The 12,905-nt window shown below is 68.9% G+C and carries 10 protein-coding genes; 3 read left to right on the top strand and 7 right to left on the bottom strand.

Features of this window, described 5'->3' with window-relative positions:
• Positions 1–54: 54 nt before the first annotated feature.
• The gene (locus tag HNV26_RS34490; RefSeq protein WP_216613015.1) at positions 55–2,118 is read right to left on the bottom strand and encodes a hypothetical protein; all 2,064 of its coding nucleotides are present in this window, start codon (positions 2,116–2,118) and stop codon (positions 55–57) included.
• A 142-nt stretch (positions 2,119–2,260) separates the two neighbouring features.
• Positions 2,261–2,452, bottom strand: coding sequence for a hypothetical protein (locus HNV26_RS34485; protein ID WP_090486295.1), 192 nt, complete (start codon positions 2,450–2,452; stop codon positions 2,261–2,263).
• 133 nt (positions 2,453–2,585) lie between these two features.
• On the opposite strand from HNV26_RS34485, the gene HNV26_RS34480 reads away from it, so the two are divergent.
• The gene (locus HNV26_RS34480) at positions 2,586–3,359 is read left to right on the top strand and encodes an alpha/beta hydrolase (protein WP_171444703.1); all 774 of its coding nucleotides are present in this window, start codon (positions 2,586–2,588) and stop codon (positions 3,357–3,359) included.
• A gap of 10 nt (positions 3,360–3,369) precedes the next feature.
• Positions 3,370–3,942, top strand: coding sequence for a DUF2378 family protein (locus tag HNV26_RS34475; protein ID WP_171444702.1), 573 nt, complete (start codon positions 3,370–3,372; stop codon positions 3,940–3,942).
• Between the two features lie 5 nt (positions 3,943–3,947).
• Here HNV26_RS34475 and HNV26_RS34470 read toward each other — a convergent pair whose 3' ends face one another.
• From HNV26_RS34470 to htpX, 4 genes are all read right to left on the bottom strand, one after another.
• Positions 3,948–5,111 carry an ATP-grasp domain-containing protein gene (locus HNV26_RS34470; RefSeq protein WP_171444701.1) on the bottom strand — a complete coding sequence of 388 codons (1,164 nt, stop codon included), beginning with the start codon at positions 5,109–5,111 and terminating at the stop codon, positions 3,948–3,950.
• 138 nt (positions 5,112–5,249) lie between these two features.
• Positions 5,250–6,860, bottom strand: coding sequence for a LysM peptidoglycan-binding domain-containing protein (locus HNV26_RS34465; RefSeq protein WP_253817326.1), 1,611 nt, complete (start codon positions 6,858–6,860; stop codon positions 5,250–5,252).
• A 186-nt stretch (positions 6,861–7,046) separates the two neighbouring features.
• Positions 7,047–8,414 carry a porin gene (locus tag HNV26_RS34460; protein ID WP_366817085.1) on the bottom strand — a complete coding sequence of 456 codons (1,368 nt, stop codon included), beginning with the start codon at positions 8,412–8,414 and terminating at the stop codon, positions 7,047–7,049.
• A gap of 163 nt (positions 8,415–8,577) precedes the next feature.
• Positions 8,578–9,495, bottom strand: a complete 918-nt coding sequence (gene htpX / locus HNV26_RS34455; RefSeq protein ID WP_171444699.1) for a protease HtpX — start codon at positions 9,493–9,495, stop codon at positions 8,578–8,580.
• 526 nt (positions 9,496–10,021) lie between these two features.
• On the opposite strand from htpX, the gene HNV26_RS34450 reads away from it, so the two are divergent.
• Positions 10,022–10,930, top strand: coding sequence for a peptidoglycan-binding protein (locus HNV26_RS34450; RefSeq protein ID WP_171444698.1), 909 nt, complete (start codon positions 10,022–10,024; stop codon positions 10,928–10,930).
• Positions 10,931–11,038: 108 nt separating this feature from the next.
• Here the strand turns inward: HNV26_RS34450 and ettA are convergent, their stop codons facing one another.
• Positions 11,039–12,718, bottom strand: a complete 1,680-nt coding sequence (ettA, locus tag HNV26_RS34445) for an energy-dependent translational throttle protein EttA (protein WP_090486328.1) — start codon at positions 12,716–12,718, stop codon at positions 11,039–11,041.
• Between the last annotated feature and the right edge of the window lie 187 nt (positions 12,719–12,905).

Here is a 12,905-nt window from a genome sequence, read left to right as displayed (position 1 = left end):
ACCCCAAGTACCTGCCCCAAACCTTCATTCCCTGCCCCCTCACGTTCAGCTCCATCAAAAGCGCGTCTCCAACTCCAGGTGGAAGAGGTGGCGCGGCGGGTCGGGAGGCACACGCGCCACGCGCGCGTCCTTCAAGTCGAGCACCCACGCGTACCGCCCCCGTGCGGCCACGGCGCTCGACACCCTCCACGCGACATCCAGCGCGGTCCGCAGCTCCTGTTGGAGCCGGCTGCGCTCGGAGAGGTCCTGGTCCTTCCACACCAACCGCCCATGCAACTTCAGCGACGAGAGCGGCTGGGCGCGGACATCCAGCACGGCCTGCGCGTCGTAGCGAAGACCCTTCGTCTCGGGTGCCTGCACGCGCGCATGCCCGTACTGGAGCGAAACCGTCAGCCCCTTCGCGACGTCGGAGCGCACCCGGGCGGTGACGCCGTACCGCGCGCTGGCGCACAGGTCCGCCACTTCTTGCTCGGTGAGCGAGTCATCCGCGCACGCCCCCATCCCGCCCACGCCGTTGTCACGCAACTCCACCTGGAGCGAGGGCTGCAGCCAGGGCCGCACCCGAACGTCCCCACGCACCGAGGCACGCGCGTGCAACGTGCCCGCGCTCCCAGAGACCGCCCCATCCGCGGGCAGCGTCCAGGCGTCCACCTGCCCTCGCAGCCGCCATGCGCCTTCCTCACGATGGAGGTAGCGCAGCCGGGCGCCCAGCTCGTTGCGAACGCGCAGGCCTTCCAGCGCATCCGGGCCTGACGGCGCGCCGCTGTAGGGATTGGCGAAACCGCGCCCGTAGTAGCGCAGCGACAGCTCCAGCTCGCGCGACGTCCCTGACAGCACGGTGCGCTGCACCGCGGCGAAGTCCCCGCCGCCCCCCGCCGCGGCATCGAAGCTGCGCGTGCCTTCCAGGAAGACGTCCAGCGCGCCACGCCCCCACGCGGCGTCGAGCCCGAATGCGCCAAAGGCGCCGCCCGCCGGGTAGCGGGCGTTGGGCTGGAAGTCGAGCTTCGCCCCCTCCTGGCCCCACACAGGCCGAGCCATCCAACCGGTGAGCCCCACATGGCTCCGCGACGACAGCGCCAGCGTCGCGTTGCCACCGCCCGCCAGCTCCCGGAACATCCCCGGCAGCGTCCGCGCCGTGAGCTTCTCCCACCGGCCCTCCGCCACGGGCACCCAGACGTCAGGGGCCTTGCACACACCACGGGCGGACGACGGACACAGCGAGCGGTCCAGCACCGCATGCCGTGCCAGCGCACGGGACTGATACGAGCCGAAGCCGGTGAGCGACAGCGCGGCCCACGCCCCCAGCGGGCCTCGCACCGTGCCCGCGACACCCCGGAAGCCCTCGTCCCAGCGGAAGTCCGGGGTGACGTCCGACAAGCGTTCCTCGGGATCGCAACCCGCACGGCCCACCAGACACGCGCGCTCCAACCCCGCTGGAGGACGCACGTCATCGTCAGGAAGGAACCCGTCGGGTGACGGCAGCGCCGTGGTGTCCAGCGTGAGCCGCTGCCCGAAGCCCAGCCGGTACGTCCCCGCCAGCAGCGACGCGCGCGCTCCCGTCCACTGCACGTACAGCTTGGGCAGCGCGACAGATGTCCCGGGCGCCTCCACCACGAAGGCACGCCGCCGCGCGTCCCTGCGCGGAGGCGCCAGCGTCCGGCGGGCCAGCGTCGTCATCAAGCCCACCCGAAGCCCCGCGAGCCCTCCAGCGCGGACCTGCAACGCCAGCGGTGGCGGCAGCCCATCCGACGCCGCGAAGGCCATCATCAACCGCGCATCACCCGACAACCGCCCTGGCGTCCGCACGTCCAGGAACGGCGCGAGCCTCCGCGACGCCGCCTCCGCCAACGCGCCACCCACGGCGCTGCCTTCTCCCCGCGACCGCAGCAGCACGTCCACGTCCGAGTACGTCAGCCCCGGCAAGCCGTAGAGCGAGGCGCGCGACGCCAGCCCCAGGTCCACGCCTGTCCGCCGCAAGGCCAGCAGCGCGGAGAGTGTCTCGGCGGAGATGGTGCCCTCTTCCACGAGCGCGAGCAGGTCCTGCGTGCCCACGGACTCGGGCTCCACTTCATACGGCGCGGCCTGCGCGGGCAGCGCGCCCGCCAGCCACCAACCCAAACACCATCCCACCCAGAGCACCCGACGCACGCACCGCGCCCTGTGCACATCCGGGACCACGATTCCCTACAGCAGCGCCCTGCTCACGGGGCGTCCGGCACGCGGACGCGCCGTCCAAAGGCGGGACACGCGTGCCAGGCGCTCAGGCCCGGCCCATGCGCGGGTCGACTTCCAGCAGGTCCCACGCCAGGAAGTACGCGGCCTCCGCGCGGCTCTCCGCAGCGACGTAGCGAAGGCGTGACTCCTCGCTACCATCCAAGGCCTCGCGCGCCTCGCGCAGGTCGGCCTCGGTGGTGAGCAGCAGGACCGCCAGATGCGGGTGTTCCAGCTCCATGGGAGGAACTCCAGATTAAACAGCATTCCGAGCAGATTGGGAGCGCCACGCGGTCCGCCTGTCGCCTGTGCATCCCCGGGGCCAGCGCCTCCCGGCCGGTCACCCCCTCCAGGTATGCTGGCACCTGGTTCCCATGGGCCACGTCCACATCGTCCGAGACTTCCCCTCCCCCCAGGAGGGCTTCGCGCGCACCGTGCGCGTCTACACCCCCCACGCATACGATGCGATGCCGGACCATCGGTTCCCCGTGCTGTACATGCACGACGGGCAGAACGTGTTCGCCCACCCCGAATCCGCCCTCTTCGAGACCTGGTGCGCCAACCTCGCGTTGGAGCACGGCGTGGGCGAAGGAAGCCTGGAGCCGTGGCTCATCGTCGCCGTGGATTCGGGCGTGGGGCGCGTGCACGACTATTCGCCGTGGAATGAACCGCGCAGCCCCATGCACGCGCGCGGCGAGTCCTACGGCCGCTTCCTGGTGGAGCACCTCAAGCCGCTGGTGGACCGCACCTACCGCACCCGGACGGAGCCGCAGTGGACGGGCGCCATGGGCTCGTCGCTGGGCGGCCTGATTTCGCTCTACCTCGGGTGCCGCTATCCGGAGGTGTTCGGCCGTATCGGCGCCCTGTCTCCCACGGTGACGTGGGGCGCCAACCAGCTCTTCGGCGCCTGGTCGGCGCACAGCCGCCGTTGGACGCGCATCTACCTGGACGCGGGCACCCGCGAGTACACGGACGCCAGCGGCGTGCCCGTCTACTACGGCGAATCCACGCGCGCCTTCTACGAGCACCTCAAGCACCTGGGCTACGCGGACCACGAACTGGCGCTGGTGTTGGATCCACACGGCGGGCACCACGAGCGGGACTGGCAGCGGCGCCTGCCATCCGCCATGCGCTGGCTGCTGGGGTGAGGCGCTTCGAATGAAGCACCGCGGGGCGGTTCCCCTGGAGCAGCGGCTCGTCTACGTCCAGGTGGTGGAGGGCCTGCTCGAGCACGGGTTGCGCGGCAGCGTGTCGCCCCGCCTCAAGCACCGGTTGCGGCAGGCGGGCATCGACCTGGACCGGCCACTGCTGCCGGGCTACCCGGTGCTCCTGTGGGGAAAGTGCCTCGACGTCATCGTCGAGGAGACCTTTCCGGGCCTGCCCCGGGAGGAGGCCTTCCGCCAGCTCGCCGAGCGCCACGTGCAGGGCTACGGGCGCACCGTCGTGGGCCGCGCGGTGTACGGCGTCATGCGGTTGCTGGGTCCCCGCCGCCTGGTGCAGCGCCTGCCGCAGACGCTGCGCGCCACCGACAACTACACGGAGGTGGAGCTCACCGAGCAGGGCCCCACCACCTATGCCATGCGGATGAACTCGCGAGTGGATGCGCCCGGCTACGCGGAGGCGCTCTTCGAATCCCTGCTGCGCCTGGGCGGCGCCGAGTCCCCCCGCGTGGCGCGCATCCACGAGGCCCCGGACAGCACCACCTACCAGCTCACCTGGACGGAGCGCTGAGCGCGCTACGCCTTGTCCTGGATGAAGCGGACCGTGTCCCGCAGGGCGTCCATGTCCGCGTGGCGGGTGAGGTACATCTCCTCGCCCAGGAGGCTGTGGTAGATGCTCGGCAGCTCGCGGTGGAGGATGAGCGACGTGCCCAGCTTCTTCTCCACGTCCGCGTGCGGGTGCCGGTAGCGGCGGGACTTGCGGCGCGCGCTGTGACAGACGTGGTAGCGCGGCGTGAAGCGAAAGTCCGCCACCGGGTCGCCCGTCACCACCCGCGCCCAGAGCCGGTACACGTCGATGTCACACGCGTAGTTCATCATGTCCACCATGAAGCCGCCGGGCGGCCGCAGGTTGGCCTCCAACGCCATGAAGCGGCCATCCGGCAGTCGGAAGAACTCCAGGTGGAACCAGCGCTCGCGCAGGCCGAAGGCGGCCACCACCTGCCGGCCCAGCACGTCCAGCGCGGGGGGAATCTCCTTGTGGCTCCAGAAGGAGATGTCGCGCTGCTCCACCACCGTCTCCATGCCTCCGTCGCTGTACTCGTGACTGAGGTTGAAGACGATGACGCCGTGCCGGTCCACGATGCCGTCGTAGGTGACGATGCTGCCGCGCACGAAGGACTGCGCCACATAGGTGGTGCGCAGCGGATGGGACAAGGCCGCGTCCACCTCCGCGTCGCTGGCCACCTTGAAGGTGTTCGCGGCGCCCACGCCCACGTCCGGCTTGAGCACCAGCGGGTAGCCCACGCGCGCGGCGAACGCCTTCACCTGCGCGGCGTCCCGGACGCGGATGAGGTCCGGGTGCGGCACGCCTGCTTCGTGAAACACCTCCGCCATGCCGGACTTGGAGCGCAGCCGGTGGACGTCCTCGGGCTGCAGGCCCGGCACGTTGAAGTCCCCACGCAAGCGCGCCTCCACCTCCAGCCAGGACTCATTGAGCGAGTCGATGCGGTGGATGCGGCCGTGCCGCCACGTGAGATAGCCCGCCGCGCGGGTGAGCGCATCCTCGTCCATGAGGCTGGGGACGAAGTAGTACTCGCGCAGGGACGCCTTCAACTCGGGATGGAGCGACTCGTAGGACGCGTCACCGATGCCCAGGACCGTGACGCCCCGCTCCCGCAGCGCGGAGATGAAGTGAACGTAATGCGGAGGGAAGTGGGGGGAGATGAAGACGAAGTTCATGGCTCCTCGGGGCACAGGCGACCATATCGCGCCGCGCGCCCGGGCCCAGCTCCTGACTGAACGCCCAGAGGCGGGAAGTCACTCCTTCCCGCCCCGGGCGCGTCTGGAATCAGGGCATCCCCCTACCCAGCGGAACGACTAGGCGTTCGGCCGGACCATGGACACCTCGAAGTGCCGCTGGACGACGTTGCCGTTGGTGGGCCCCTCCCGGTAGAGGTTGCCCGTGTCCTGGTCCACGTAGAAGCGGTTGTTCGGGTTGGTGTCCGCGCCGCGCGGCTCGTGGCGCGTCGCCGGGTCGTGGAACGTGTAGTACGTGCGGCCCTGCTCGTCCGTGCCGCGGCCCGTAATCACCACGAAGTGGTCGGTGATGCCGTCCACGTTGTCCGAGTTCCGGCCCGAGCGGTGGTCCACGCCCACGACGACGGGCTTGCCCGCGTCGAGCTGGCCATCGATGTACTCACGGCCCCGGCGCGCCGCCGCGGCGTTCACCGTGACGCCGCCGTTCGGATCATCCCCCGTGGCCACCTGGATGCGGTTGTCCGGCCCCGTCACGGTGGCCCCGGCGCCCGCGGCCATCACCACCGCGGCGCGGAAGCAGGCCTTGTCACCGGCGCGCTCCACCTTCGACGCGTTGTACTGGCTGACCCACGGCGTGGCCGTCTGCACCGCCGGGCGGTCCGCCGCGGGGGCAATCTCCGCCGTGTCGTTCAAGTCCGTGGGCGTCGCGCCCCCGGTGGTGTTGGAGGCCTGGAGGTTCTCCGGGCGCGGGCGCGGGATGGGGACCTCGGCGGGCAGCGCCGTGGTTCCCGCCGTGAGGTTCTCTGGGCGCGGGCGGGGGATGGGCGCGTTCTCCACCGCGCCACCACCGTCGCGGTAGCCGCGCGCGTCCAGGGCCCGGACCAGCGCCGTCTCACGCCGCGTCTGGTCGGCGCGCAGGCGCTGCTCGTTGTGGTCAAAGCCGGAGGCGCTGATCTGCCCGTTGTCCGTGCGGAACGCATTCACGCGCGCGTCGACAAGCGCCTCGGGCGTCACGCCACGCGGGTCCTGCGCCAGCTTGGGCAGCTCGCGGTTGAGGAAGTTCTGCGCCGCGCGGGGCGACTGCGTGTGCAGGTCGTAGAAGGTCGAGGCCAGCAGCGCGTTGTTCGGGTCCAGGCCCGCCCGCTCGGCGGCGCGCTGGTACTGCGGCGTGACGCGGCCCAGCTCGCGGTTCCAGATTTCGTCTGCGTGCGACGGAGAGGTCGCGCCGCCCCCCTGGTAGGAGAACGAGCCCCGGTTGTGCTTGGCATTGCCCGGGTCGGTGTGGCCCCCGTAGCTCGCCGTGAAGCCACCGTTCGGCGTGCGGTTGCCTTCCGAGGTGCCAACGACAATGGCGGACTCGGAGTTGGACCCGCCCTGGCGGAAGGCCGTCAGGTCGATGTTGCGATAGCCATTCTGGGTGCCAGACACCCCAGCGGTGCCCGCCGGCGTGACGCCCTGCGCCACGGTGCCCTGCGCGGTGCCGGGCTCAAAGCTGTCACGGTTCTGTGACGTCCCCGTCGGCCGGTTGGCCGGGCGCGGCATCGGACGAGGCGCATTGGCCTCGAAGCCATCGTTGGCGCCCGGAATGACCAGGGTCTTCCCGGCGACGATGCGGTCCGGGTTCTGGAGGTTGTTCGCTCGCGCCAGCGCATCGACGGTCGTGTTGTTGCGCCGGGCGATGGCGCTGAGCGTATCTCCCTGGCGGATTCGATAGGAGTTGCTACCAGTCATCAGCGGCTCCATGGGGGGCGAAGTAAGTCAGACGCCTCCATGATTTTCCGGATCAATGTCCGAAAGTTGCGCAAGCCACGAAACAACAGCCAGGGCGTTCAAATACAGCACCAATGGAGAAACCCTGACGCACCGCACCAGTCACAAGACTGTGACAGCCCCCCCCGCGGCAGCATCCAGCGTCGCTCAATAATTGACTTGGAGCTGAACGCGCGTCACGTGTCCCTGCTCCTGGATATACGGATAGCGGGACGAGGTGCGGTCCGAGATGAGGTAGGTGGCCGTCAGCTCCAAGGCCTTGTTGAGCTGCCACTCGGCGCCCATCTCCAGCTCCCGCACGTCGTAGAGCGGCGCGTTCGTCTCGAACTTCTTGCCGCCCTCATAGAGGGTGCCCCGGATATAGGGGATGAGGGATACGCCCAGCACGCCGTCCAGCTTGTACATGAGCTGCGCATAGCCGCCCCGGAGTCGGCGGCTGTCGATGAGCAGGCCCTCGACGGGCCCCTCGCCCAGCGAGGGACCGCGGCCCAGGTTGAACTCGGCCAGGAGCCCCAGCGGCTGCGGATAGATGACCAGGCTGACGATGGCGCGCGCATCCACCATGTCGGAGCCCCGGGCGAGCGCGTAGGGCGCGCCGTCACGCGGCGAGGCATTGAGGTTGAAGCGGCCGTAGTAGCCGCCCACGCCCGCTTCCACGTACTGCGAGCCGAACAGGAAGGGCCACGTGACGCGAACGACACCATGCGGCGTGTCATTGCGCTCGGCGCGGTTGGCCGTCTGGCCGTTGAAGACGCCGAGGCCGACCACGCCATAGTCGCCGGAGCCCTTCAGGTTGTTGTCGACGAGGAACTTGAAGCGCTTCCGGATTTCGTCGGGCGCCCAGTAGAAGAAGACGCCCAGGTCGCGCTCATCCTTGAGCCCGCTGTTGATGGCGTCGTTGCGGTCCAGCGCGAGGCGGTTCTGGCTGGACTGGAGGTTCTCGAAGCCGAACGGCACCTTCGACTGGCCCACGCGCAGACGGAACTCCTTCTTCGCGTCCAGGAAGATGTCCGCGTACCAGTCCCGCATGATGGTGACGTTGTACTGGTCCCCGATGACCGACGCGAAGTCCGGCTGGAGGTAGATGGACACGCGGTCGGTGACGTCACCGAACAGCACGAGGCGCGCGCGCCGGATGCCAAAGCCGGTGTTCTTGCCAAGGAAACGGTCGCCCTGGTCGTTCACCAGTTCGTCATTCACCCGGAAGCTGGGCAACCGGTTGTAGCGGAACTGCGTATAGCCCCGGATGCGGATGCGGTCGTACCAGGCCCGTTCCTCCTTCTTCGCCTCGGGCTTCGCCTCCGGCTCGGGCATCGCCGCTTCGGGAACCGGCGTCGGCTCTGGTGCGGGAGGCTGCTCGGCGGTGGACGCGGGCGCGGCCTCGTCCTGCTGAGCGTGGGCAAGGGGCGCCAGAAGCAGCGCGGAGCCGGACAGCAGGACCTGGAGAGCGGCGCGGAACGAAGCAGTGGGGGTCATGACGGCGCGGAAGTGCCAGCAGAGCGCGAAAGCGCGCACGAACTCGAGTTTGCAGTCCCGTTACAGGACGGAATGCACGACCGCAACGCACGGGCCCTCGTTTTTGCCTCACCGTCACAGGCCCCGCCGCCGTGTCACAGAACAGCCCGGCGCACGTCACCTGTTCGTGACATGCGCCGGGGTGACGACCAACGCGCTCGCGTCAGCGCTTCCAGCTGCCGTCCATCAGGCGCTGGATGCGCAGCTCCAGCGGCGGGTGGCTGGAGAAGAGCGCCATCATCCCGCCGCCGCGGATGCCGAACGCCTGCATGTTGGACGGCAGCATGGCCGGCTCCCCCTGCTGCATTCGCAGCCGGTTCAGCGCCCGCGCCATGGCGCCCGGGTCCACCAGCTGCGCGCCGCCGTCATCCGCGCGGAACTCACGCCGGCGGCTGTACCAGGCCACGATCATGCTGGCGCCGATGCCAAACACGATTTGGAGCACGATGCTGGTGATGAAGTAGGCCGGCCCCGTGCCGCCGCTCTCCTCGCCATCCTCGGAGCGGCTGAGGAAGCGGTCCACGAAGAAGCCCACCACGCGGCTGAGGAAGATGACGAAGGTGTTGAGCACACCCTGTAGCAGCGTGAGCGTCACCATGTCACCGTTGGCCACGTGGGCAACCTCGTGACCGAGCACGGCCTCCACCTCGTCCCGCTTCATGCCATGGAGCAGGCCCGTGGACACCGCGACCAGGGCGCTGTTGCGCCTGGCGCCCGTGGCGAAGGCGTTCATGTCCGGGCTGTCGTAGATGGCCACGTCGGGCATGCCGATGCCCGCGTCGCGGGCCAGCCGGTGCACCGTCTCCACCAGCCAGCGCTCCTCCTCCGAGCGCGGCGACGTGATGACCTGCGCCCCCGTGCTCCACTTGGCCATGGGCTTGGAGATGAGCAGCGAGAAGATGGCGCCGCCGAAGCCCATCACCGCCGCCATGATGAGCAGGCCCGGCAGGTTCAGCCCCACGCCGCGACGGGCGAGCAGGTTCTCCACCCCGATGAGCTGCCCGACGATCGCCAGCATCGCGACCACCGCGAGGTTGGTCAGGACGAAAAGTGTGATGCGCTTGGCGAAGCTTCCCTTCATGACTCTCTCTCTCCCTAGAAAAAACCTTGGGGACAACATTCAGCAGCGCGGGACGAATGCAAGCTTCGTCGGCCACTTCTTGTCCCGACCCGACTAGAACAGCCTTCTGACGGGGCACTTCCCAAGGTTGTTCCTTCAGGAACCTTAGATTTTCCCTATATGACAGCCTTGATGGGCGTTCCCCCAGGGCTTGCTCGGCCGCCGGGCTGGGAACCGGGGGCTTGCGCGTGCGGCTCCACACCGGGGGTGCGTCCCGGGCGCCAGACATGCGGCTCCACCGCCCCTCACGCGTCAGCCAACAACAGACCAGACGGTGAAGGCTGAATATTCCCACAACAATGAATGCCACAAATCCCGTCTGCCCACTGTCACCTTGGCGCAAATTTTCTGTCACGCCACGAAATGCAGCTCAATCATGAGCGCACGCTTGGATTGACACGCTTTTGTGACGGAATCCCAGGCAACTTTCTCTGAGTGGTTGGGAAAATGGATCCAACTCCATTCTTCTTCAAGGGAAGAGCCCCCCATGGTAGCCATTGCCCGCTCCTCTGCGGCTGCGTCCAGCAGCGCGTCTCGTTCCGCCTCGCCCACGCTGCGCAGCGGCGCGCGCGGCGCGGCCGTGACGCAACTCCAGAACAAGCTCAGGGCCGCGGGCTTCAACCCAGGCGCCTCGGATGGCGTGTTCGGGCCGAAGACGCAGTCGGCGGTGCAGGCCTTCCAGCGTGCGCGTGGGCTCCAGGTGGACGGCATCGTCGGTCCCAAGACGTGGAGCGCGCTCAACTCGGCGGGCGGAGCGGGCGGCTCGGGGCCCACGCTGCGCAATGGCGCGCGGGGTGAGCCGGTGCGTGCGCTCCAGCAGCGGCTCAACGTGCTGGGCTTCAAGTCGGGTACGGCGGACGGCGTGTTCGGGCCGAAGACGCAGTCGGCGGTGAAGGCCTTCCAGCAGTCCCGCGGTCTGGTGGCGGATGGCATCGTCGGTCCCAAGACGTGGGACAAGCTGGGCATCAACGTGCAGGGCCCCGTTACCAACCCGGGCGGTGGCGGTGGCGGCCGGGTCGTCACGGGCTATGTGAACGGGAAGCCGCGGCAGATTTCGCTCTCGTCGGTCCCGAACGGCAAGGAGATGCGCTCTGACGCGGCGGCGGCGTTCAACCGCATGCACGCGGCGGCGCGCGCGCAGGGCATCACCCTGAAGGTGAACAGCGGCTTCCGCAGCATGGCGGAGCAGGAAGCGCTGTACCGCGCGTACAAGAACGGCACCGGCAACCTGGCCGCGCCTCCGGGCTACTCCAACCACCAGGGCGGCATCGCGGTGGACGTCAACACGGGCGGCACGGGCACCTCGACGTACCGGTGGATGGCCAACAACGCGAAGAACTTCGGCTTCGTGCGCACCGTCCCGTCCGAGCCCTGGCACTGGGAGTACCGGCCCTGACGCAGGAGCGCGCCCTGAAGGAGCTGCGCATGGCGCTCGCGGTGCTGAAGTGAAGTGCCGTCGAGCCACCGCACCTTGCCGGTACGGTGGCTCCGGACTTCCAGCGGCTCAGCTCTTCGTAATCGGGCGGTAGCGGATGCGGTGCGGCTCCAGGGCCTCGGGGCCCAGGCGCTTCTTCTTGTCCGCCTCGTAGTCCTCGAAGTTGCCCTCGAAGAAGAACACCTTGCTGTCGCCCTCGAACGCCAGGATGTGCGTGGCGATGCGGTCGAGGAACCAGCGGTCGTGGCTGATGACCACGGCGCAGCCCGCGAAGCCGAGCAGCGCGTCCTCCAGGCTGCGCAGCGTCTCCACGTCCAGGTCGTTGGTGGGCTCGTCGAGCAGCAAGAGGTTGCCGCCGCTCTTGAGCATCTTCGCCAGGTGCACGCGGTTGCGCTCACCACCGGACAGGTCCTTCACCCGCTTCTGCTGGTCCTGCCCCTTGAAGGCGAAGCCCGCCAGGTACGCGCGGCTGGGCACCTGCCCCGCCTTGCCCAGGTCCAGGTGGTCCAGCCCGCCGCTCACCTCCTGGAACACCGAGTTGTCGCCGTCCAGCGCGTCGCGGCTCTGGTCCACGTAGGCCAGCTTCACCGTCTCGCCGATGTTCAGCTCGCCCTCGTCCGGCTTCTCCACGCCCGTCATCATCCGGAACAGCGTCGTCTTGCCCGCGCCGTTGGGACCGATGACGCCCACGATGCCTCCGCGCGGAAGCTTGAAGTTCAGGTCCTCGATGAGCAGCCGGTCGCCGTACGCCTTGCGCAGCCCCTTGGCCTCGACCACCAGCCCCCCGAGCTGCGGGCCGGGCGGGATGATGACCTCGCCCGTCGCGTCGCGCTTGTCCTGCGTCTGGTTGAGCAGTTCCTCGTAGGCCGCGATGCGCGCCTTGCTCTTGGCCTGACGGGCCTTCGGGGAGGCACGCACCCACTCCAGCTCGCGCTTGAGCGTCTTCTGGCGGTGGCTCTCCGACTTCTCCTCCAGCTCCAGGCGCTTCTGCTTCTGCTCCAGCCAGCTGGAGTAGTTGCCCTTCCAGGGCACACCCTCGCCGCGGTCCAGCTCCAGAATCCACTCGGCCGCGTTGTCCAGGAAGTACCGGTCGTGGGTGATGCAGACGATGGTGCCCTTGTACTCCTTGAGCGCCTGCTCCAGCCACGCGACGCTCTCCGCGTCCAGGTGGTTGGTGGGCTCGTCCAGGAGGAGCAGGTCCGGCTTCTCCAGCAGGATGCGGCACAGCGCCACGCGGCGCTTCTCACCACCGGACAGCTTCGTCACGTCCGCGTCGCCCGGCGGCAGGCGCAGCGCGTCCATGGCCATCTCGATGGTGCGGTCCAGCTCCCAGCCGTTCACCGCGTCGATGGCGTCCTGCAGCCGGCCCTGCTCTGCCAGCAGCTTCTCCATCTCCGCGTCGCTCATGGGCTCGGCGAACTTCGCGCTGACCTCGTTGAAGCGGTCCAGCGTGGCGCGAATCTCCTTCAGGCCCAGCTCCACGTTGCCCTTCACGTCGAGCGAGGCATCGAGCTGTGGCTCCTGCGCCAGGTAGCCGACCTTGGCGCTGGGGTCCGGCTTGGCGACACCGAAGAACTCCGTGTCCACGCCCGCCATGATGCGCAGCAGCGTCGACTTACCGGAGCCGTTGGGGCCAATGACGCCAATCTTCGCGCCGGGGAAGAACGAGAGGTAGATGCCCTTGAGGATCTCCTTGCCGTTCTTGACCTTGCGCAGGTCCTGCATCGTGAAGATGAAATTCTGGGCCATCTGGGCCTTCCTGCTTAAGGTGGAGTGAGGGCTCTGCGGGCCCTGCGGATACCAGGGTGCAACAGCGCACTCAAGGCGAGAGCGTCCCCGAACCCCGTGGGGCTCGAACGACCGGTCCCGGCAGGTGGGGGCAGCCTGGAACGAGCCGTCGCCCCCTTGGCCCGCCCCCGCACCATGTCCCCTGGGC

The sequence above is a fragment of the Myxococcus xanthus genome (assembly GCF_013116825.1).
GTDB lineage: Bacteria > Myxococcota > Myxococcia > Myxococcales > Myxococcaceae > Myxococcus > Myxococcus xanthus_B.
The sequence above is the reverse complement of the archived record's forward strand: the minus strand, read 5'-3'. Positions and strand labels throughout refer to the sequence as shown.

Coding starts and splice junctions, on each gene's coding strand:
- HNV26_RS34485 (WP_090486295.1), bottom strand. CDS start 2,452: ATGGAGCTGGAACACCCGCATCTGGCGGTCCTGCTGCTCACCACCGAG.
- HNV26_RS34480 (WP_171444703.1), top strand. CDS start 2,586: ATGGGCCACGTCCACATCGTCCGAGACTTCCCCTCCCCCCAGGAGGGC.
- HNV26_RS34475 (WP_171444702.1), top strand. CDS start 3,370: ATGAAGCACCGCGGGGCGGTTCCCCTGGAGCAGCGGCTCGTCTACGTC.
- HNV26_RS34470 (WP_171444701.1), bottom strand. CDS start 5,111: ATGAACTTCGTCTTCATCTCCCCCCACTTCCCTCCGCATTACGTTCAC.
- HNV26_RS34465 (WP_253817326.1), bottom strand. CDS start 6,860: ATGACTGGTAGCAACTCCTATCGAATCCGCCAGGGAGATACGCTCAGC.
- htpX (WP_171444699.1), bottom strand. CDS start 9,495: ATGAAGGGAAGCTTCGCCAAGCGCATCACACTTTTCGTCCTGACCAAC.
- HNV26_RS34450 (WP_171444698.1), top strand. CDS start 10,022: ATGGTAGCCATTGCCCGCTCCTCTGCGGCTGCGTCCAGCAGCGCGTCT.
- ettA (WP_090486328.1), bottom strand. CDS start 12,718: ATGGCCCAGAATTTCATCTTCACGATGCAGGACCTGCGCAAGGTCAAG.